We start from the raw sequence: 22,653 nt of genomic DNA on the forward strand, positions 1-22,653 counted from the left end.
CACAGTATTTATATCCTCCCATAATTTTCAGAAAACATTGAAGTGATTCATTTTCTTTTTTCAATAATCTGGCCCGATTGTTGAAAAGGAGGAAGTTTTTCTCTGACTATAACCTTTTATAAACATCCGCATAAGCTACTTTCAATTGCTCTCTGAGTTGCCTGTTTTCTTCCTCCAATTTTTTGTTCTTCCTTTTTAGAGAGGCGATAAGGGCATCTTTATTGCTTTCGTTCATTTCTCGCTTTAGTTGTTTCGATGTAGACACTTGTGACTGTTGACTTCGCAATGTTTCAATCCTTGAACGAAATTCTTTGTTATTATAGAGCGTTGCTTTAGAAACATCAGCTTCACTGGATACACTATTAAAATTTATTTTTTCATTGGCTTTTATGAGCCTTTTAATGGCTTCATCTACTCTCAGGTAGGTATTCGCCTTTCGTTTGGCATGTATTGCTTTCAAATGAGCAGAACGGTCATATTCAGACATTTTTAACCCCCAACTTTCTTTTCATTCGATCTTGTCTACCAAAAATAATATTTCCTTCTTGAAGAGTATTTAAAATGTTTTGGTAACGTTGTAGATTCTTTTGGTTCTTCTCCGCAATATCTTCTCGACCTCGTTGTTTTGCTATTTCAATTGCCTTTGTGGTTGTTTTAATATGAAGTTCATACTTTTCCTTATCTAACTCTGAAAAACCTACCGCTAAATCTTTACATGGTGTTTGATTATCACCACAAGTTAGGCAAGGAGGTGCTTCCATATGAGGGCAGTTTCCGTTCAACCGAGCGTGACACGTTCCATAAGGGTTGTCCATCGCATTTAGCTTATGATCCTGCCATAAGGCATCCAATATGTCAGTTGGAATATCTTCTCCTGCTTTAATTTCTTGTACTTCACCGTTTAAGTCAAAACTGAATACCCCTTGTTTTATTACCAATTCAAACACTTTCCTTTTGGTATCATCTAATAACTTGGCGTATCGTAATGTCATTTCTGGAGATGCGTGAGCCAACAATTCTTATACGGTTAGAATATCCGCACCACCGTTTAACATTTTTACACCGTAGGTGTGTCGGAATTGGTGAGGTTTAAAATGAAATAAGTTCCCATTTTCATCGGTGATGTTCTTTTGCATTGCTAATATATTTAGTTGATCTTGAAAAAAACTTTGATTAAATGGTTTTCCTTTGCGCTGACCACGATAGCGAACGAAAATATACCCTTTGGGGTTGTTGTCTTGATTACCCAATTCTTTGGATATATCAATCAGAACGGCAAGTATACCTGCTAACTCATCATCAATCGGAATCCTATGTCCTTTTAAGTATGTTTTTTTAACATCAGTTTCTATGTAATATTTACCATTGAGTTTGACTAAGCAATCAGAAGTTAACCCAAGTGCATCGGATATTCTTAGTCCTGTTTTAAACGTTATCCAAACAACAGGTTGAAAATCTTTATGCAAGTCATTGATATGAGTGAATAATTGCTCTAATACATAGTCGGGAATATAGTCAATTTGGTCAATGGATTTTTTCCGTACTTTCGGTTTATCATCGGGAAAAATCAATCGTTGTACAGGTGTTTCAGGAGCCATTTCATATTCGTACCGTTGAATATCTTCAAGGAACTTTTGTAGTTTTGTTAGTGAGAGATTTACATACTGTTCGGGTTGAGAGTTACGTTTCTTCAAATTGTTTTTAGCGTATTCATGTAAATATTCAATATATTTTACAATATGTGTACGATTTAAAGCCTTTAAATCCTGCCACGTTGGCTCTAAAGAAAATACAAATGTGAAAAACACTGGGAGAAAAGCTAGATAGTTTTTTGCTGTACACCATGAAAATTTGTTTTTACTAAGCAATCGTTGTTTTATATATTTCTTTATTTGCTCACGAATATCTTTATCAAACTTTGAAAAATTAAGGTAATATTGACTTTTACTTTTATTGTATTCTATACCGTACTTATCATGTAAAACACGAACATCCCATTTGTCTTTTTCAAACTCTTCTCGGTTGTCCGTGAATTGAAATAACATATTATAAGTTTTTCTTAAAAAACCTGCTACTGGTGTTTTTTCAACCAAATCGTTTTGAATTATCATTTGTTTAAACCGATGAGTAGTGACTCCATTTTCATTCAACCAAAACAAATACTCTCGTTCTACTTTATCAATATCCAAATCCAACAATGATGTTAGTTCAGGATAATTTTTGTTTATGAACTCGGTCATTTTCTTTAATGGGAATTGATAAGCGTTAAAAACACTACTTATTGTCCATAAATCGTTAAAGAGTTGTTGATAATAAATATATTTCACTTCTATGTTGATTGTAGGGTTGGTGAATCGGAAATATATATTTTTATTGGCATACTTATAATTTGATACTAATTCCTCAAACTGTTTTATTTCACCAATAAAATGGATATTCCACTTGTCATTCACTAAGAAATAGGGATTGTTTACTTGTACAACTGTAACCGAACCATCTTCATTTATTGTTTTTACGAGAAAGGTGGATAGTATATTTTTTTGTGCTTCATGAAATCTCTGTTCAATCACATAAATTTTTTTCGTTTCTTTCATCAATTAACTCCTTTTCATTCCAGTTTCGATAAATTAAATTCGGACTGTGCTTTTTCCCAATCCTCACGGATTTCTTCTTCCGAAGGATGAAGGTATAAGTTCATTGTTGTTTGAATTTGTGCGTGTCCTAATCGTTCTTGTACCTGCTTAATATCTTTGGTTTTCTGATAGAATATGGTGGCGTGTGTATGGCGAAATAGATGGGGGTGTAAGTTTAGCCCTGTTTTCTTCCTCAAACGCTTAAAAAGAGATTCTACGTTCCAATATTCCATTGGTTTTCCTATATCTTTTCCCCTTAGTTTTACAAAAGTAAAGTTTGAATCTAAATCTAATTCGTCAATCACTTCATACAAATAATCATCATATAAATCCATTAAAGATTGTGACACATAAATTTCTCGTTCCCCTGTTTTTAACATTGCACCGTTTTCTAATTCCCCTCGATCTACTAAACGAATCCGATGCCCCTTTTGATGATCAAAAACAAAATCCTCCATAAAGAGAGCGAGAGCTTCTCCAATACGTAATCCCGTTTCAAATAACAATTGAATTAAGAACTTATCTCGTATATTAGTGGTTGCTTGTAATACTTGTTGTACTTGTTCTTTTCTGAGTGTATCTACTCTTTTGCGTGGTTCTTTTAATTTCAGTATATTTCTAATTGATGGCTTGTCCTTATTAACATGATGTAAGAAACTTTTGTAACGTGAGTTTCCTCCTGTAAATACTTGTTTCATTAACTTTTCCATCATGTCATTTTGTACCACTTCATTTCGGTAAAGGTAGTCATAGAAGTTTGCTACAACTGTAATTGTAAGGTTAATTGTTTTTTCCCTTCGCTTTGATTTCTCTTGTTGAAGGGGAGTGACCTTTGAACTCTCATAAGGACTTCTTAACCACCCCACAAACTCTATTAAATCCTCTAATCTAATAAACTTATAATCTTTGTTTGTTTCTTCTAAGTAGGTAAAAAAATGTTTTAAGGAATAACAATATGTTTTTTGAGTATTAGGGCTTTTTCCTGTCTTGTCTAAATACTTTATATACCTCATGACTGGCATTACAGGCAACCCCTCTTGATCTAGTAATATGTATCTCTTATTGTTATTCTCCAAAATAACCTCTTGAACTCTAATAGCACTTCACCCCCAAATAATCTTTTTATATTTTATACATATTGAACGATTTTTTAAATATCTAAATAAAAAATTTAATATGTAAAGAAAAGAGGATATATGCTCATATATTAAACATAATATCCTATTATTAGTTTAGTCTATTTAAGTTTTGAATTATCAAACTTTATTTTAAAACCACATTTAATGCTCCCGTAGTATAATTGCCTCTTCTATATTAACCTGGGTCTGATAAGACAGTGCATCAAAGTTGCCAAACACGTACCCATGCATATACGGGGGTTGTGTGGAGCCACTCCTGTGTGGATTCAGATGCTGAAGGTACGAAAGTACGACTCTGGGAAGTTGGTCATATTCGGTTAGCAGTAAAGGGGCATGCTTTCCCAAGTGGGAGAAAAGCCCTGAAAAAATGGCAGTCCTCCAGTCACTTGCTGTTACAAACGAAAATGCATCTCCTCTGCCTGGCTGATTCCGATTCCATCCAACTTCTGTTTGTGGATCAAAAAAACGAGAAAAATTTACCGAGTTTTCATAAGGCGAGTTCCCTGTTATTCTCACCACATTTCCCCTTATGGTTCGACGTACTAGCGCCTCTACCTCTAGTGAAATCGTAGATTCTGAACCAACAAGATAGGCGTTCATTCTCTGGTGTTCCGTCAGGAACTGCAAGACGATCGGTGACAGCTCCGTTCTTTTTGTCAACAAAATGGGGAGTCCTTCATGCATAGCATAGTTCGGAGCAAACATGCTTTCCGCAAAGGTTTCACCTGACAATAGAAACAGATTGTTTTTCCCTTGTTCTGACATCGGAGGATAAGTCAGCCGATAGTTTGATACGGCTACAGAAGTTTCGTATGGGTTTTGACTGCCGATGCGAACCGTAGACAGTCCAAGGTTTCTGACCTGTCGTTCTATCGTTTCACTTACGGGACCAATCAAAAATACTTGAGCAGGGACATCTTTTCCCTCCGGATGTAGACGAAGAATTTCATTCGTCAGTTCTTCCGTAAGCCTCTCCGGAACCAGCATAATGGGTGCGTTATTCGGATGGTGAACCAATGAAGACGCTGTAAAGGCGAATGGAAAAGCAGTAATCGGAGTGAGGACAAGTGCATTTGGTTTCCAGGACACCGTCGTTCGAGGAAACCCGGGATATGCCATCTGCAGTGAGTTGATCATCACAGCAAGATCGTGATCTCCCCAAATTCGTGTAGTGTCTACCGTATTTGCGCTAAACAATCGAATCACCTCATCCCCATCTTATGTGCAAATGTCTAATTGAGTCCCTTGAAACGAAGAATTTGATCCAACAAATATATGCGGAGCATTACCATAGTTACTGTAACTAGTGCCCATGGATTTGCCGTACTATTCAAGTTTTTTCAAAATGAGGCGCGTTTTCCAACGCACAAGTACGAGTACCGAAAGCTGTGATTGCCTACATTGCAATCTGATTTAAAACGTCGTCACAATACGTATCTTTTTCGATGAGCCCTTTTATACCGCGAACTTGACCCTCTATTCGATTGAGCCAGTTTATCATGCTTTGCTTGGTTTTATCAGAGTGATTACTGCGACTGAAGTGATCGGAAGCTGTTGAAACATGTGTATCATTCCTCCTTTCCCTATATTTTAAACATACCCCTATACAGTATGTAAATCTTCATCATTTCCACATAATCGTGTGATACTCTTTCCAACAGAAGCCGAAAAGGAGGTATAAATATGCGTAACAAGAAACACTTGAACAAGTGGATAGCACTCCCAATCGTTCTGGCAGGTGTATTGGTGCTCTCTGCTTGCTCCAATAGCACGCAACAGACAAACCAGGACAACGACATGGAGAATATGACGTCGAAGAAGCCTGAAAATGACCAGACGAAACCTATGTCCGCCTCTGGTGATTCAAAAATAGAAGTGCTCACAGGAAATACGTTTACGCTTACTGCAAAGGAAAGCATGCTTCATCTCGACGACAACACGATGAAAAATGCGTGGACGTACAACGGAACAGTCCCTGGCCCTCAACTGCGTGTCAAACAGGGTGAAAAAATCAAGGTTGTCTTGAACAACGAGTTGCCAGAACCGGTAACCATCCACTGGCACGGCCTCCCGGTACCTCATAACATGGACGGAATCCCGGGAGTTACTCAAAACGCTGTAAAACCTGGAGAAACCTTTATCTACCAGTTTACGGTAGATGTTCCTGGAACTTACTGGTACCACTCGCACCAAAACGGCGTGGTACAGGTTGATAAAGGGCTGTACGGATCTCTTGTAGTGGAACCCAAAGACCAGCAACCTGTCGATAAAGATTATACGCTTGTACTAGATGAATGGATGAAAGATGATAGCATGTCTGGAATGAGCCACGGAGGGGGCCATGCAGGTATGAACATGGGCAGCTCGGAAATGCCGATGAGTGATGCCGAAATGATGTCGCTTATGTACACGATTTTTTCTGCCAACGGAAAGACCGGAGCAGCGATTCAACCACTGAAGGTTAAGGAAGGAGAAAAAGTGAGAATCCGCCTTGTTAATGCTGGCTTTCTCTCCCACAAACTCAACCTTCAGGGACATGAATACAAAATTGTTTCAACGGATGGTCAACCGATCAATAACCCGCCTCTTGTGAGCAGGCAATTGTTAAACATCGCCCCGGGAGAACGATACGATATTGAATTTTTTGCTAATAATCCAGGAAGTTGGCTGCTGGAGGAACGAAGTTCCAATCCGGGTGCAAAATCCCTGACTGTTCCTATCGTTTACGAAGGGTCTGAAAGCGTATCACCAAAATCAGAAACCGGTGACTTACCTTTGGTTGACATCACCACTTATGGTGATGCAGCAAAAAGCAATTTCTCGTTGGACAGCAAGTATGACGTCGAGTATACGATGGACCTGAATACTGAGATGAGCAACGGAGAAATGGCTTTTACGATTAATGGTAAGACATTCCCTAATACTCCTCCTCTCAATGTGAAGAAAGGAGATCTCGTGAAAGTTAAACTAGTGAACAAATCTCGAGAAGACCTTCACCCCATGCATCTGCATGGTCACTTCTTCCAAGTATTGAGTAAAAACGGCAAGTCCGTTTCTGGTTCCCCATTGGTGAAGGATACGTTGAATCTTCTGCCAGGGGAAGAATATGTGGTTGCCTTCAAAGCTGACAACCCAGGTAATTGGATGTTCCATTGCCATGATCTAGGACACGCATCGCAAGGTATGGTGTCCGAGGTGAAATACGAGGGCTTCAAACCCAACTTTACAGTTGATCCGACGGTAAACAATATGCCGGAATAAGCAGCACCAGAAAGGGCAGGAACAATTGTTCCTGCCCCATTCTCTTTGCTTGCTGGTAACTAATCGTGATTGTTGTGTATTCTCCTAGTTCACGTTCACTTCAACGAACTTTTCTTTTTGGTTAAGTTAGCATGAATGGGCAGAAATGTTGATATGAATCATTGATGTATTCCCCAATAGATTTACTGTTTATCTTGATTGTCTATTTTTCGTCGTAACCAAAAATAAATCAGCAAAATAATAGCACCAGATATCGTCATCCAGAAACAAAAGGTTTTTATGTTACTAACATTTTCAATGAATGTTCCGTTTCGAAAGTATATTGCAGAAAAGATCATGCACATCAATCCCATTACCATGATGAGAATAGCAATGAGCCAGTCTATTTTTGTCATGTTATTTCCCCCTGAGATTCCTGAAGAGCAAATCGAACTTCAAAACGGGTTCCCTCCCCATTCTTACTACTCACCTGAATCGAACCACCCTGTATTTCTACCAGTTTTTTAACAATAGATAGCCCTAAACCAGTACCCCCATATTCCCGGGATCGTGATTTTTCAACTCTATAGAATCTATCGAAAATAAACGGAATTTCATTTTCAGGAATTCCTATTCCTGTGTCTTTCACAGAGAATGAAACAAAATCCATTGATCCATTCAAATAAATGGTAATCTCCCCTTGTTCTGTATAACGCACCGCATTTTCTAAAAGATTAAGTACAATCTGCTCCATTCGTATCGCATCCCCACATATGAACGGAATTGTTCCAGATTGATAGAAATACAGTTCTAATTTTTTTTCTTTTGCTTTCAATTCTATTTTCCGAATAGCCAGATTAATAATTTCTACAAGATCTATCCACTCCATGCAAAAGGTTATTTTTCCTTCTTCCATTTTAGCTAGTTCAAACAGATCATCAACAAGGTGTTGGATTCGTAATGCTTCCTGGTAAATAATATCCAAATATCTATCCTTCTCTTCTTCCGTTTCATACATTCGATTTTTAACTACCTTCGCATACCCTTCCAAATAGGTAATTGGTGTTCGTAGCTCATGAGAAATATTAGCAAAAAATTCTTGCCGGTTATCACGATAACGTTGAAGATCCACCGCCAGATCATTAATTGCTTCAGCAAGAAAACCAATTTCGTCCTTGCTTTGGATCTCTAGCCTTGTTTCCAACTCACCTTTTGCAATTTTTCTTGTAGCGATTTGCATCTGTAGTAATGGTCTGGATAAAACTTGGGCCATAATCCATGTAATACCTAGTGCTAGTAAAAATGCACCAATACCGGAGAGTATTAGGAGGTTGCGTACAGTCGCAAGAGATTCATCCATATGTTTGGTAGAAGCCATTACATATATAGCAGAACTAACAGAATTGTTTTTGAAAATTGGCTGCCCGATGACTACATATCGGTTCCCCAATGGGTCCTTATGTTCTAAACTGACTGATTTCCCCGAAAGAATCGCCTTGATATCCTCTGATCGAATAAAGCTACGATCGGACGGATTATGTTCACCTGAATGAAGAATGATACTACCGTTTGCATTTATATAAAACATGCTAACTTTAGAAAAGTCGGCAAATGTTAGCATCATCTGCTCTGAAGAAGTATTTATAGTTTCTGCCATTTTTGAAAAATGTGTTGTCATTTCAGATACTTCTATTTTCATTTCTGTGTAATAAAAATTAGTAAACATTTGGTAAATAGTAAACCCAAGAAATAACAAAACAATTAGAAAAGCAGTTATAATCATTAGTCCTAATTTCTTCCCAATTCGATTTCTTCTCATTTTGTTTCACCTATTACATGAAATTTATAACCAATTCCCCAGACCGTTTGAATGGGGTTATAACCCAGTCCATAACGATATAATTTTTCACGAATATTTTTCACATGGGTATCCACGACTCGGGTGTCACCGGTATAGTCATAACCCCATGATCGTTCTATCAACGCTTCTCGGGTAAAAGCTCGTTGACCACTTTCAGCTAATGTGAGTAACAAATCGAACTCCTTTTGTGTAAAATCTATGGAAACATCATGGATGAGTACTTCCCTTGCATCTGGAAATATTCTCAAGTTTGGAAATTCCAGAACTGATCTTTGAGACGTATTACCTTGGTTAATTGTGGAGCGCCGTAATAATGAATAAACACGTGCCAGTAGCTCTTCAGGTTCAAATGGTTTCGTTACATAATCGTCTGCTCCAATTCCCAGTCCATGTACTTTATCCTTTGTTTCAGATCTGGCGGTAAGCATTAGAATAGGTATTTTCTCAACCTCCCTAATTGCTTTACAGACCTGCCAACCATCCATCCCCGGCATCATCACATCCAGTAATATGATGTCGAAGGAATGCTTCTTGATCATTGATAAAGCATCGTAACCATTCGTAGCCTCCTGTATAACAAAACCTTCCTTTGTTAAATAAATACGAAGCAAATTCCGCATATTCCATTCGTCATCTACAACTAACACCTGAATTTTTGACAAATTACTCACCTACTTCATTTTCTATTTATGGATACCATTATCCAGTTATGTATAACAATTAACAGCCATAAAATGTTCTTCTAGCCAGTACTTATATTATAGAGCTTTTACATCGTTACATATTGCAATACTGACTTATGTTTGCTTTATATCCGTTTTATGGTATAAACGTTACCCTTCTGTTTTATCCCAATCTATTTTTCTCTTTTTGTTATTCTACAATACACTTCAATAGAAAACATGAAAATGAATGCCGTATGCTTGAATGATTAGCATACGGCATTCAAAAATATTTGTAACGTTTTCACTCTCTTTTCCTTCCATTTATCAGAGTCGTGATAATCATATGGGAAATTGGACAAAGCAAGAGCAAACCTAATAAAGAGAAATTCGTGGATACACCTAATTTTGTATTGATTAAAAATACACCCACAAAAAGAATGACTGGAAGAATACAACATAACCCCATCATCCAATTGTGTTTTTTGATCGGTTTGGCGCTTTCTGAGTGCTTCTTATGATCAACAGTTTCTTTACTGTGATTTCCACAACAACTCACTTGCATTCCTCCTTATTAGAGAAATTTATTTAGCCAAATCCTTACTATCTCTTCTCAGTTTCTCGTTTTCAACTTTTAATTGTTCCAGCTCTGTCTGAAGCCTTAGCGCTGCTTGCTCATTACTTTTCGAATTGTGATTATGCCCTCCACGCATACCAAACATCATAAAGATCATCATCAAGGGGCAAGCCAACAATAATAGCCAACTCCAATCCATTAGTAAAACCTCCTTACCTAAGTTTCATATACATGTATAGTAAATAAAAGATGTGTAGAAAGAGTGTTGAAATCATGTTAACCACATAGATATTAGGAGAAAAACGTAGACAAACCAATGTCATAATAACCGCGATTTTATTGGTTCGAAACAATCATCTGGTATACATGTTTGTGTCCAAAAGTGTGACATAAACATGTATACCTTTTTAGGATAAAACCTTAATAGATATGGGATATTCATTTTCTCTTTGGTTCATATGTTTGTGTCACTAGACAAGACCAGACCCTTGTTTGTCTTGTTGATAATCAAGTGTAATGGAATCAAACCAAACTTAAAACATTAGGGTCTATTGCTACCTCAATTCCATTTATTTCTGTCACCTTATCATTTTCATTTGATTTCTCTAGTGTAATTCCGTAATTTGGTCCACAGCATCCTCTCCTTCAAAAGTAAATCGCAATGTAAAAACACTACTATCTTCCATTAACTCTTGAACGAACTCTTTCGCTTTATCTGTAATAATCATGTCTTTCTCTCCTCTACAATGTTTTACTCCAGGTATGAGTATCAGTACCCTCAAAAAACCGTTCATCGTCTTAGGCTGCCATATAGTCTGTTCCTATGATCGTAACCTTACTCATATAGAGCTCCCACGTTCATGTGAGGTTGTCAACTTTGGACAACCATGGAATTACGATAAATTGATTGTTTGATTTTTGTTTTATTTCACTGATCCATTCCTTCTCTGCAATAGCACGTCCACGTATAATGGGATCTGCCGTTGGAGTTACATAGAAGCTTTGATTAATGACCCACCATGTTGGTGCGATTCCTGCACAGGCGTTGCTTCAGCCAACGTTACAATAACGACACTGGTTTCTTTTTGATCACGAAGACGTGGTAGCAATTTTAGTACAGACTGTGGAACCTCACCAGAAGAACGCTCAATCTCTTTATGATAAGCTTGTGTGGCATCTAATAATAGCAACGTATGTCCAGTGGGTGCTGTATCAATTACAACGATCTCTTCGTTTACCTTTTCTACAATCTTTGCAAAGGCTCGAAAGACCGCAATTTCTTCCGTACAGGGGGATCGAAGATCTTCTTCTAAATATGCGAGTCCTTCTTGATCCAGTAAGTCTTTAGACTGTTGAATTCATTGCTGACTTCTGGAATGGTATCAGTATCATCTATAGGGATTACTCCATCAAAATATTTATGTAAGCTATTTTGGACGGTAAAGAAAGATTTCATGTCGACTTGTAATCCTTACATTTTTTCATTCTTTGTGGATCTCTTTTATTTTTTACAGTTTTAAATGGACAAGATAGTTGCGGAGTATCATGTGAATAATTTGAAGAAACTTCAAGATACATTTTTGGTGGTTTCAAATCTGCAAAGTCTATTTGAAGAAAAAAGGGACGGATATTGCTTACCTGAAAAGGAATGATATAGTGACCATGAAAATATTCTGGATTTATTTCTGCATAACGTAAATATTGTTTGAAAATACAATTTGCTACCTCTGCTATAGATCTTCCAACAACCCACTTAAGAGTTGCTCTAGATTCAAATGTGATGTCGGAAACCTTGGCTCTCCATAGAGTAAAGAGTTTCTCGAAAAATTCATTATGCGTATGAAATGGAAATCTAACATCTTCTGGATGAAAGTTCATAGGACGGGAAATTGATATAACGTGACCTGGATCACGATATCTTTCAACTTGAGATCTCCAGTGTAGGTATGCAAATGCATACGGGCATCTGGGGATGGAATGAGGATCTGTATAGTAACGGTTGATACAAGTTGTATGCTTAAGTAATAGGGTTCTTCTCAAGTGACGTGCGATTGAAGAAATAACCTTTTCGTATGACTCATACAAGTCTTCTTGTAGTTTCTGATATCGTAATGTTGCTTGAATTTGTTTTGTATTAATCTCCTCCCCTGTCCTATTTTCTATTATCTCACGATAGCCTTTTATTTTTTTTATTTGAGGAGTACTATTTATGCTTATATAGAATTTGTTTTTCTCACCATAAGGAGATAGTGTATGTAAGAGTCCTTGGAGAGTATACGGAGAATTTTTAAGCTCCTCTGAGGGGTACATATAAATATTAGAAAAAGTTTTCCTTTGTTTTTCGTTTAAAGTTATCCACTTTTTTACAAAATCACATCGGAGTGTTTCTTCCTTAGACCATTTTTTGAAGAATTTCTCATTTTCCCCAATTTCTAAAAAGGAAAAGTTACATTTACACTGATAAGGAGAAGAAAACCCAGCGTCATTACATTCATAAAGGAATGTTGCCGTACATTTCGGACAAGCATCTTGCAAAGGTATCATGTGAAAAGGACAATAGTGAAGAAATGTTACTTGATGTAGAATGCTATGGAATCCATTTCGCATACATTCTATGCAATACCATAGTTGGTTCCTTACGAAAAAGTGTTCATTGTGTCTATGAGAGAAATAACCAAACAACTCATGTAGATATTGACGGTTAGTAGCAATGAGGTCAAAAGATAGGATTTTCCTTGTAGTTTTTAAATCAAACCCAGTCAGTGTAACAAGATTTCTATAACGCTCTCCAACCAACCTTATTTTTTTTACCGTTGTTATTCCAAAGATTTTCAATGCATCATACGACGAAGTTTCATTAGCATATTTGAATTTTTCAAGGATGGACCAAGGAGATTCTAATGATCTAATCCACTCTTTTCTCCATGCATATGAGGACTCGTTAAACAAAGACTTCACTCCTGACTGTTTTTACTCTTCATCATTGGACTGTATTTTTAACTCAGCCAATAAATAACCTGAGGCATAAATAGCTTCTTCCCATAAAGATTTTGATAGCCATCTTAGATTTTGACCGTCTGCTCTGAATTCCAAAAGAACGTATTCAATCGTGGTTATCAAATATTGCATAGGGATTTCCAATGATCCTTTTATCCGAGCATCTTGTCGAAGAGAGCTAAATACTTCATATATGTCATCCGTGCATTCTTCTAACCTTTGACCCAAAGCGTATGCTTCAGGAAAATAGTAACGTGTATAGGACCAGCCACTTTCCTTTGGGAATTCTGTCATTTCATCAAAACATTGTAAACAAATTCGCAAGTCTTCTTTACTTTTTACTCCTCGAAATTGATGTTCATGAACCATAAATCTCCCAATGATTTGATGACGTCTTGTTTCGATAAAAAGAGATCTCCTATGGAGTAGTTCTTGTTGTCCAACTAATACGGCGGTCAATGCAATTCTATATTGATCTAATTCATTATAGATATCCATTAACCAGCCGTACTGGATTTCATGTAAGCACTGAGCCTCGTCAATAAACATGACCACACGTTTATGTTTTGATAAATCTCCCCTTTCAATTAAAAATTTACTTAAACGATTCCTTTTTATTGTTGTTTTGCCGGTAAAAGGTATACTATGTCCTACATCATTTAATACCGTTTCAAAAAAGTTGTTTTCATTTGGTATTTTTGCATGTAAAGAACGAATGTGAAAAATCGGAAGATCTGCTCCAAATTCATCAGGGAGTGTACGAATTAGAAACTCTATAGCTCGTGTTTTTCCGAGACGTGGCCGACCATATATAATGCCACCGGGACTTCGGTATTTTATCCATTTACAAACGGATTGGTACATTTTTAGAACTTCATTACTTGGTATAATATAGGCTCTTTGTTCGACTGGGTGAGTACCTTTTGAAACAAATGGTCTTGGTTGATTCAATAGGTTATCAAAAGAAATTTGTTGAGAATTTTCTTGTCCCATACCTTGTCTCCTCTAGATATTAATGGTTTTAAATTTCCTCCGTAGGGCTGCTAAATCGTCATTGTTTATTGGATTCGAATCAATCGCTTTACTTTTATTCTTACTTGAAGACCTATTATTTGTGATGGGTTCCTTTTTGATAGTACCTTCAATACTTGGCGTACTTTTTTTATTCTCGTGGTAACGCTTTGTGGCAGCCAATTTTGTCCGTGATTTTTTATCACGACTTGCTTTATCTTCTAAATATTTCTGAAGAGCTTCTATAGGATCATCAAGAGTAGAATAAAAAAGTAATTTTTTGCGTGAGAGTCTATTCACTTGTTTTCGCATTTGTAATGTGTGAGGAGTTATTCCCCATTTCCCTGTTGCCGTGAAATACCCTAATTCAGATCCATCTTTTAAAAAGGCTTGAAGAAATCGTAAATCCTGAGTATTTACTAATAGAAAAATTTGTGCTCCAATCAAATCAAATGTTGTAGAAACTAAATCGTTGCGATACACTACCCCTTCATAAGTAATATAGGGTCTTTTCCCTGTTTTAAGGTTACCTCTTACAATGCGAGTAATTGAGATCTCAAAAAAGCCCACTTCATTTCGTTTCTCTTCAGGTAATACCCTTGGCTCCATTCCTTTCATCACCCTTTGTTCCATCACTTCTAATGGACTTAAATTTCCTAAGCTACTATGTGGTGTTCGATTATAATTTGCAATCAATACGGATGTTACTTGCTCCAATTCTTCAATATTCATTTCATACTTGCGAGCCATTTTTTCTGATTGATTTCTTCTAGGATCTGAGGGAGAACTCCCAGTTGTGTTTGAAAAACGATGATATCCATTCTCCTCTATGAGACCAAAAAAACGTTCAATAAAAGGTCTCCGTTCGGGCATATTTACAGGACCAGGATTAATTGCACAACCCACGATTTCTGAAAGTCTGTTTGTAACAATTTTCGCTAGATTCGCTTTTCCATTATCGTAACTAAATTCATTCCATAAAGCCCATTGGGTTTGGGGTATAACTTGCCAGTGAAAGCCCCCAGTAATAGGGTACTTTAATCCTGGTATTGTAAGACTTTTTACATGATTTGGTTCAATTGAATTTCGAATGCAGGAGAGAACATCACTGGATGAATATTGGGAAGCAATTGAAAGGTGGTATCCTAAAACTACTCTGGTTGCCACGTCAATTATAACTAACAACCAAATTCGTTCTATTGTATCTGTACAATCATCTCCATTTTGATTTTTAAAAGTAAGAGTAAGAATAAGATCAATGCAATGTCCGTCAAATTCTACACGTTGAAATGGTCGTACTGGAATAGGTTTTTTATCTCCAATACCTGTATTTCTTAGATGCCTTGCGGCTTCTTCACTATAACGAGAAGCTGCTTTAGAAGGAAATTCATTTTCTATTGTTTTGATATAACGATACAGAGAACGCCTTGCAAGATCTTTTGTCGTAAAAGGATAATCAGACATTGTTAAACCGGACGCCCTGCAAGCATCAAGAAACTTTAAGTGAATATATTTAGGTTTCATAACGAAATTACTTGTATTGGTGTTTTTTGATTTTAAAACTTTCTCATGGATAAGCTCTTTTAAATGGGGATGGCGAGATAATAATAGTTGGAATGAACCTGTTAATTTATGGTCATTATAGAGAGGTTTTGTACGTGTGTAGGTTTTGATCGTCTTATAAGGAATAAGAGCACGAAATCCCCAAATCATTCCTTCACTATCTAAGGTTAAGCATTTTTTAACATATTTTAATAATAGTTGTTTGGGAATACCTGTCTTTTGAATAATCTCGTTGATTGTAAAAATAGGATTCATATACATTTCAACAGCCATTTTCCTTTTTAAAAATTTCTGACGATCTTGGTCACTAAGATAATCAACTAATACTTTCGGCCATTTGGCAACATCTTTGAACAACGGGTCAATTGAAATATCCTCTAATAGTTTCCTATATGCCATTCTGCCACACCTCAGTAGTTAGTCCTAATGGCGATTGGTTAATGGTGGAACTCAACTCCCCAGAGTAGATCAGGGTGTATAAGGTTTGATTTAAACGTGAAACAGAGAGATGGTTACATTCTTCACGGAGTTGCTTAATTGTGAGTCTTTTACTGATTTTTTGCATAATAAAGTGATAATCTATTTCATTAGGTATACGGCCATATTGCAAATATGGAATAATTTCTTTTAAATTATCTAATAAAACGGGGTTCTTTCTAATCTCATTTTCGGTTTGAATCATATAATCATAATCATTTTCTTTGCACCATATTCTTTGTATGGCTGTCTGACGTAACGAACGCTCTGATTTAGGATTCTGAGGGTCTAATTCGCTATGGTATTTTATCTCAATAAAACATTGACTTTCAATCCACATATCAAAAATTGAAGTGACTAAAGAACCCTCAAAGCTAACTTGTATACGTTTCGGTTGTTCGCAAAACCTTTTTATTTGGTTATTACCTTCAACTAGAAGCCAATGATCATATTCAAGATCGCTAAAAAGATGGATCATTCTATTCATTTTTGGACTAAAGACATGCCAATAGTTGCTTCCATACTTACTACTTCTTTTTGTCATGAAGGGAGTGTTAAACATGTTCAACCTCCTTTTGTAAGATAATACCATTATGTCCGATTAGATGGAATATTAAAACCATTATAAACATTATTTTTCACCTTTAGGAAAATCAAACTACCTTCTATTTTTGAAGTTGGACTTTACAAGAAGGTAACCACATTTGTGTCATTTAATTGTGACACAAATGTGGTTACCCCCAAAAGAGAAAAACCCGTTATTATAGGATTTAATTGTGTAATAAAGGTAACTAGATTTGTGTCACTGGACAATTGTCGAATGTCGAATGACACAAACATGTATACCAAAAATTTATAAAGTATATATGTTTGTGTCACCAGACAATTATGTTTATTGTCGGAAACAGATAAAAAGTTACGGGGAGCTTTCTATCTTTTTATCATATCTTTACAAAAGAATCCCTATGAAGCATCTTTTCGATTATCTTTTTTGTATTCATTCTCCCAAAAATCAGCATTTTTTATGCCAAGCTCTTGCGGATTAAATACAGGATCCTTACCTTCTTTCTTCTGCTTTTCATAATCTTTTAAAGCAAGAAGCGCTGGTTTTTGCACCAATAAAATAGCGATAATGTTTATCCAAGCCATAATTCCAACACCAATATCACCAAGTGTCCACGCAGTCGTCGCGTTTTTCACACAACTATAGAACACAGCACTTAGAAAAATAAGTTTTAATACAAACGACATCCACGGACGATCTTTATACCGGTTTAAATATGCGATATTTGTTTCGGCAATATAGTAATATGCCATAATGGTTGTAAAGGCGAAGAATAGTAAGCTAATTGCAATAAAACCATTTCCGAAACCAGGGAATACTGATTCAACAGCCGCTTGTGTATATCCTGGACCTGGTTCTACACCATTCATTTTATTTACAATATATCCTTTTCCACTTGCATCAAATACGTTATACATGCCTGTAATAATCATCATAAATGCGGTCGCTGAACAAACTAATAATGTATCAATGTAAACGGAAAATGCTTGTACAAGTCCTTGTTTTGCCGGATGAGATACTTCTGCTGCAGCAGCAGCGTGTGCTCCGGTTCCTTGACCTGCCTCATTTGAATAAATACCGCGTTTTACGCCCCAAGAAATTGCTAAACCGATGATACCCCCAAACGCTGATTCTAATGCAAATGCACTTTTAAAAATTAGCATAAAAGCATCCGGTAATTTTTCAATATTCATAAAAATGATTAAACAAGCTATGAGAATATAACCAAGTGCCATAAATGGTACTATAACTTGTGCTACGCCAACGATACGTTTTATACCCCCAAAGATAATTATTGCTATCACTGTAACTAATACTGCTCCTGATATAGATGTATTAAAACCAAACGCCGTTCCTAAGCTAGAAACAATACTGTTTGCTTGTACACCTGGAAGCAGCATGCCTGTTGCCATAATGGTTGCTATAGCGAAGAGAATTGCATACCATTTAATGCCTAGTCCTTTTTCAATGTAATACGCTGGACCACCGCGGAATTGCCCTTTATGCTTCGTTTTATAAATTTGTGCAAGCGTTGATTCCACATAAGCAGATCCTGCGCCTAAAAATGCAACAAGCCACATCCAAAAGATTGCACCTGGTCCTCCAAACGCAATAGCTGTTGCGACACCAGCAATATTACCTGTACCAACCCGTCCTGACAAAGAAAGAGCTAACGCTTGAAAAGAAGAAACACCCGCTTCGGATTTTTCTCCTTGAAAAGTAAGTTTTACCATTCCACCTACATGTCGTACCTGCATAAATCTCGTACGAATTGAAAAATATAACCCAGTTCCTAGACATAAATAAACGAGTGCAGGACTCCAAATAAGATTATTTAGCCAAATTACGAAAGCTTCCATATATATTACTCCTTTTCACACTCTAAAAAACTGAATGTTCTGGATTTTAATCTTGCATTTATTTATTTTTCGAAAAAATCTCAGATTTTTGTCAACATGGTCTAGAATCAATGATTATACATAATGGTAAAGATTTTTTCATATGAGCCCTCCTTCTGCAAAAAATGTCGATTTTTCTGTGATACGTGTTCATTTTAACATGATATTCGATAAAATACAGGAATTTTTATAAAAATCGGAAAAAATAAATTTTTTATAAAAGTGTGTTCTGGTTCAAATATAATCGAATTTGCAAAGAGAACGGCAGATTCAAACGGAATCCGATGTTATGCAGTGATGAATAAGTTGTATCTGAATTCGAACAGACTTCTCTCCTTCTTTTAACATCCCATTTCCTGTTATCTTGAAAACCTCCAACTCCTTGACTTACATTAGGGGACATGATAATTTTATTTCAGCTTAAACGTTAGCGGACATATATACGAATGGAGCATGGTTGTGATCAACAGACTTTTGAATAGAAATAAACGTTTCTTTGAGTTGCACCCAGCACATGTCCTTGTTTTTGGTTTTTTGGGCTTAATTTTTATCGGTACACTTTTATTTATGTTACCGATATCTACGCAAGATCGGCATCACTTATCATTTATCGATGCACTTTTTGAGGCGACATCTGCTGTTTGTGTTACAGGACTTGCAGTAGTTGACACAGGAGCTACGTTCACTTTATTTGGACAAGTTGTTTTGCTTATTCTTATTCAACTCGGTGGCTGGGGTTTTATGACCAGTAGTATATTGATGTTCCTTATTTTAGGGAAAAAAATCGGGTTAAAAGAGAGGCTCATCTTGAAGGAATCCATTAACTATGGTTCTTTACAGGGAGTTATTCGATTAGTTCAACGTATTATAGTCATCACATTAACCGTTGAATTAATTGGTGCTATCGTGTTAGCTCTTCGTTGGTCATATGAAATGCCGTGGCAGAAGGCAATTTATTACGGCATTTTCCATTCAATTTCTGCATTCAATAATGCAGGATTTGCCTTAGAGTCGGATAGTCTGAGTAAATGGGTAGGAGATCCTGTTGTCAACATCATGATTTCAATATTGTTCATAGTGGGGGGAATAGGATTTACGGTCATTCTAGATATATTTAAGAAAAAGTCGTTCAGGAAACTCTCCTTACATACCAAACTTGCTTTAACCGTCACCCTTTTCCTTAACACAGTTAGTCTGTTGATGATTCTATTCTTGGAATATAATAACCCCGCAACATTGGGTTCATTAGACTTTGGAGACAAACTATGGGCAGCATACTTTCAAGGAACTGTACCTCGTACGGCTGGATTTAATACGATAGATATTACTCAAATGACACCAAGCTCTCTCGTTTATATAATGGGCTTAATGTTTATAGGGGCTTCTTCAGGTTCAACTGGGGGAGGGATTAAGATTACTACCGCAGCACTTCTTTTGCTTGCTCTTTGGGCAGTCATTACAAATAAGCAAGATGTTAATCTATTTAAGAGAAGAATTCCTCAAAATCAGATTAATAAAGCTTTGTCGATTGGTATTTCGGGCATTCTTTTTATCTTTGCGATTTTTTTCATTTTAACGATTACTGAAAAAGGGGCTGAAATAACCCAGATTCTTTTTGAAACCGTATCTGCATTTGGTACCGTTGGGTTGAGCGCAGGATTAACTGGTGATCTTACCCCTATAGGACGAATTCTTATAACGGTGATGATGTTTATTGGGAGACTAGGTCCATTAACAATGACATTTGCTATTATGATTAATCTAAACAACAAAAGTAAGATTCGTTATGCAGAAGAAAAAATATTAATTGGATAAATTGCTAAGTTCGTCAAGAATGAATCTGCTAATTTCTTGTTATACATAAAAATACTGGTAAAGCCTTAGCGTACAGGATGCCGGTATTTTTATGTTACAACTGTTTCAAATCTATCGCGAGAATCCAGAGAAAGCTATCACTTTATTTAAAGAAGGAGCAAGTATGGATTGGACTTTACCGATCGCGGAGATTTATCGAAATACAGGTGTTAATTTTGACTTCTCTGAACAAACTATAAAAAATATTTCCGAGTTCATTATTAATATAATTGAAGATTTAAATTAAATGTGTATAGTCACGAAAAAAGCTAATAAAGTCATTTAAAAAGATAGACGTTCATTAAGTAACAAAACCACCTTAATGAACGTCTTTTCTTTTCAATCATTCACTTTCATATTTAATTTTATAGACAAGGATTTCATAGTGGAAGTGACCTATAACACACCTATCTCACTACTACAATTGTTTTATTACTTTTGTTGATAATAGAAGCTATTTCGGTTTTGTTGCATTAAAACCGCGTTTAAACCTTTTTTACAAATTCAGATTTTAATTTCATAGCTCCAAAACCATCAATTTTGCAATCAATATCATGATCTCCATCAACCAAACGTATATTTTTTACTTTTGTACCTATTTTTACAACTAATGAACTTCCTGTTACTTTAAGGTCTTTGATTACTGTTACAGAATCACCATCGTTTAAGACATTTCCATTTGCATCTTTGATAACCTTTTTCTCTTCACTATTTTCAGTTTCTAATTCTAAAGTCCACTCATGAGCACATTCTGGACAAACAAAAAGACTTCCATCTTCGTAAGTGTATTCTGAATTACATTTTGGGCAATTTGGCAAATCAAGCATAATTTCATTTCCTCCATTCGTTATTATTAATTCTCATATGTAAGAATTATTTTCAATTTCCTGTTTACAATTTCGTAAGAATAGCAATTACGAAATTGAAACTCATAAAAAAATATAGGGAGTTCCTTATATGCTTATATACTGCCATAGTCTTCTCATATTGACAACCCTTCCTCCAATCCCCATTTACATTAACCTGTACATTTCTATTCATTATACAAAATTCTTGAAGTTAGTGTGGTTAACCGAACTGGGCAGTAAATAAAAAAATCTTTCCTGATTAGCCTTATTTGGGCTATAAGGAAAGATTTTTCTTACCTATACTTTTAGTACGTACAAGTATGTGCTTGTTGGACCAAACGGAATACACCTTTCGATAGTAAGCCCCGCTTTTTGGAAAGCGAGATCATATTCCTCTTTTGTAGGTATGTATACATCCATATATGCATGCACTAACTCAAAACCCACATTAAAAATTGGTAGTTTTTCTTTCAAATAAGGAATAGGTGTTTGTAGTGTATCGGAAATCAGGAAGTATTTAACTTTTGGAAAAACGTTGCGCAGCCTATCAAAAAGAGTCTCTCTAATCTCAGTTATATTAAAAAGATCATGCATCATCATGAAACTAGTGACAACCTCTACTTCCCCTAGTACTTCTATATCGTTATGGGACACATTCATATCCAAAATGTTTGCATGGAGAAGAGTAACACGATCAGACAAGTCGTGATGTTTTACATTTTGTCGAGCCAAACCAATGGCAGCAGTGCTGATATCTATACCAACGCCTTTCCTTTCTGGATAGCGTTTGAGCATGTTGATTAATTTGCTCCCATTCCCGCAACCAAAATCGCAGATAGACTGGAACGGAAAGCTATCTAATACCTCAGATAATAGATTTTCAAGTATGCTACTATTCATTAAGTCTGAACCAAGCGCAACCTTGCCTTCGTCTCGGAGCCCAGACCATCCTTGCACCCCAGTATGCAAATCCCCTAGTCTACTTAACATATCGCCATAGGCACCAACGCTCCAAATGATATATCCAATATGTTTACGCATCTCCTCACCAAGTAAACTTAGCTGAATGGAATCGTCTTGATAGTGGCTGAGGTAACCGAGAACTTCCCCAACCCGCAATAATGCTTTAAGCCGCATTATTTCACTTCCCGTTTGAAAAGCAATATCTGCTACTGAGACTGTTTGGTTAGGTTTTACTATGTCGAACAATCCTATTTGGTGATAAGCATATAGCACGTTTGCCCCCAAATAATAGTTAAATAGCGTATGGGGATCATGTGATATCTTTGCTTGCTCCGTTACCAAATTCATTTTATCTCCCACCATTT

The 22,653-nt window shown here is 36.3% G+C and carries 19 protein-coding genes and 3 pseudogenes; 3 read left to right on the top strand and 19 right to left on the bottom strand.

Features of this window, described 5'->3' with window-relative positions:
- Positions 1-106: 106 nt before the first annotated feature.
- From EEL30_18375 to EEL30_18395, 5 genes and pseudogenes are all read right to left on the bottom strand, one after another.
- Positions 107-487 carry a transposase gene (locus EEL30_18375; protein ID QDX94079.1) on the bottom strand — a complete coding sequence of 127 codons (381 nt, stop codon included), beginning with the start codon at positions 485-487 and terminating at the stop codon, positions 107-109.
- Positions 480-2,594 (bottom strand): annotated as a pseudogene (locus tag EEL30_18380) (transposase). Before EEL30_18380 ends, EEL30_18375 begins: the two are co-directional and overlap by 8 nt.
- Positions 2,595-2,608: 14 nt before the next feature.
- Complete coding sequence (locus tag EEL30_18385; GenBank protein QDX94080.1) at positions 2,609-3,730, bottom strand: transposase; 1,122 nt, start codon at positions 3,728-3,730, stop codon at positions 2,609-2,611.
- Between the two features lie 183 nt (positions 3,731-3,913).
- On the bottom strand, positions 3,914-4,969 hold the full coding sequence (locus EEL30_18390; GenBank protein ID QDX94081.1) for a cell wall-binding repeat-containing protein: 1,056 nt from the start codon (positions 4,967-4,969) through the stop codon (positions 3,914-3,916).
- A gap of 199 nt (positions 4,970-5,168) precedes the next feature.
- Complete coding sequence (locus tag EEL30_18395; GenBank protein ID QDX94082.1) at positions 5,169-5,273, bottom strand: hypothetical protein; 105 nt, start codon at positions 5,271-5,273, stop codon at positions 5,169-5,171.
- A gap of 182 nt (positions 5,274-5,455) precedes the next feature.
- Here EEL30_18395 and EEL30_18400 point away from each other — a divergent pair, with 182 nt between their 5' ends.
- A complete protein-coding gene (locus EEL30_18400; GenBank protein ID QDX94083.1) occupies positions 5,456-7,033 on the top strand; it encodes a multicopper oxidase family protein in 1,578 nt (525 codons plus the stop codon).
- Between the two features lie 182 nt (positions 7,034-7,215).
- Here EEL30_18400 and EEL30_18405 read toward each other — a convergent pair whose 3' ends face one another.
- The 12 genes and pseudogenes from EEL30_18405 to EEL30_18460 all read right to left on the bottom strand — a co-directional run bounded on the left by EEL30_18405 (position 7,216) and on the right by EEL30_18460 (position 18,584).
- The gene (locus tag EEL30_18405) at positions 7,216-7,428 is read right to left on the bottom strand and encodes a hypothetical protein (protein ID QDX94084.1); all 213 of its coding nucleotides are present in this window, start codon (positions 7,426-7,428) and stop codon (positions 7,216-7,218) included.
- On the bottom strand, positions 7,425-8,831 hold the full coding sequence (locus EEL30_18410) for a sensor histidine kinase (protein ID QDX94085.1): 1,407 nt from the start codon (positions 8,829-8,831) through the stop codon (positions 7,425-7,427). The genes EEL30_18405 and EEL30_18410 overlap by 4 nt, the downstream gene beginning before the upstream one ends.
- Positions 8,828-9,544 carry a DNA-binding response regulator gene (locus EEL30_18415; protein QDX94086.1) on the bottom strand — a complete coding sequence of 239 codons (717 nt, stop codon included), beginning with the start codon at positions 9,542-9,544 and terminating at the stop codon, positions 8,828-8,830. The genes EEL30_18410 and EEL30_18415 overlap by 4 nt, the downstream gene beginning before the upstream one ends.
- A gap of 295 nt (positions 9,545-9,839) precedes the next feature.
- The gene (locus tag EEL30_18420) at positions 9,840-10,094 is read right to left on the bottom strand and encodes a hypothetical protein (GenBank protein ID QDX94087.1); all 255 of its coding nucleotides are present in this window, start codon (positions 10,092-10,094) and stop codon (positions 9,840-9,842) included.
- Between the two features lie 25 nt (positions 10,095-10,119).
- Entirely contained in the window at positions 10,120-10,311 is a 192-nt protein-coding gene (locus tag EEL30_18425; GenBank protein QDX94088.1) for a DUF2933 domain-containing protein, read from the bottom strand.
- 271 nt (positions 10,312-10,582) lie between these two features.
- Positions 10,583-10,840: pseudogene (locus tag EEL30_18430) on the bottom strand (adhesin).
- 130 nt (positions 10,841-10,970) lie between these two features.
- Positions 10,971-11,470: pseudogene (locus EEL30_18435) on the bottom strand (hypothetical protein).
- Between the two features lie 94 nt (positions 11,471-11,564).
- Positions 11,565-13,061 (bottom strand): hypothetical protein, encoded by a 1,497-nt coding sequence (locus tag EEL30_18440; protein QDX94089.1) that lies wholly within the window; start codon positions 13,059-13,061, stop codon positions 11,565-11,567.
- 21 nt (positions 13,062-13,082) lie between these two features.
- Positions 13,083-14,102, bottom strand: a complete 1,020-nt coding sequence (locus EEL30_18445; GenBank protein QDX94090.1) for an ATP-binding protein — start codon at positions 14,100-14,102, stop codon at positions 13,083-13,085.
- Between the two features lie 12 nt (positions 14,103-14,114).
- On the bottom strand, positions 14,115-16,082 hold the full coding sequence (locus EEL30_18450) for a hypothetical protein (GenBank protein ID QDX94091.1): 1,968 nt from the start codon (positions 16,080-16,082) through the stop codon (positions 14,115-14,117).
- Positions 16,072-16,752 (bottom strand): hypothetical protein, encoded by a 681-nt coding sequence (locus EEL30_18455; protein QDX94092.1) that lies wholly within the window; start codon positions 16,750-16,752, stop codon positions 16,072-16,074. Before EEL30_18455 ends, EEL30_18450 begins: the two co-directional genes overlap by 11 nt.
- Positions 16,753-17,123: 371 nt before the next feature.
- On the bottom strand, positions 17,124-18,584 hold the full coding sequence (locus EEL30_18460) for an alanine:cation symporter family protein (GenBank protein QDX94093.1): 1,461 nt from the start codon (positions 18,582-18,584) through the stop codon (positions 17,124-17,126).
- Positions 18,585-19,076: 492 nt separating this feature from the next.
- Here EEL30_18460 and EEL30_18465 point away from each other — a divergent pair, with 492 nt between their 5' ends.
- Together EEL30_18465 and EEL30_18470 are read left to right on the top strand one after the other, a co-directional pair.
- Positions 19,077-20,438 carry a Ktr system potassium transporter B gene (locus EEL30_18465; protein ID QDX94094.1) on the top strand — a complete coding sequence of 454 codons (1,362 nt, stop codon included), beginning with the start codon at positions 19,077-19,079 and terminating at the stop codon, positions 20,436-20,438.
- Positions 20,439-20,529: 91 nt separating this feature from the next.
- A complete protein-coding gene (locus EEL30_18470; GenBank protein QDX94095.1) occupies positions 20,530-20,724 on the top strand; it encodes an oligoendopeptidase F in 195 nt (64 codons plus the stop codon).
- 238 nt (positions 20,725-20,962) lie between these two features.
- Here the strand turns inward: EEL30_18470 and EEL30_18475 are convergent, their stop codons facing one another.
- Positions 20,963-21,304 (bottom strand): alkylphosphonate utilization protein, encoded by a 342-nt coding sequence (locus EEL30_18475; protein QDX94096.1) that lies wholly within the window; start codon positions 21,302-21,304, stop codon positions 20,963-20,965.
- Positions 21,305-21,622: 318 nt separating this feature from the next.
- Positions 21,623-22,651, bottom strand: a complete 1,029-nt coding sequence (locus EEL30_18480; protein ID QDX94097.1) for a methyltransferase domain-containing protein — start codon at positions 22,649-22,651, stop codon at positions 21,623-21,625.
- Positions 22,652-22,653: the final 2 nt, after the last annotated feature.

Source organism: Brevibacillus laterosporus, from assembly GCA_007833815.1.
Classification (GTDB): Bacteria; Bacillota; Bacilli; order Brevibacillales; family Brevibacillaceae; genus Brevibacillus_B; species Brevibacillus_B laterosporus_D.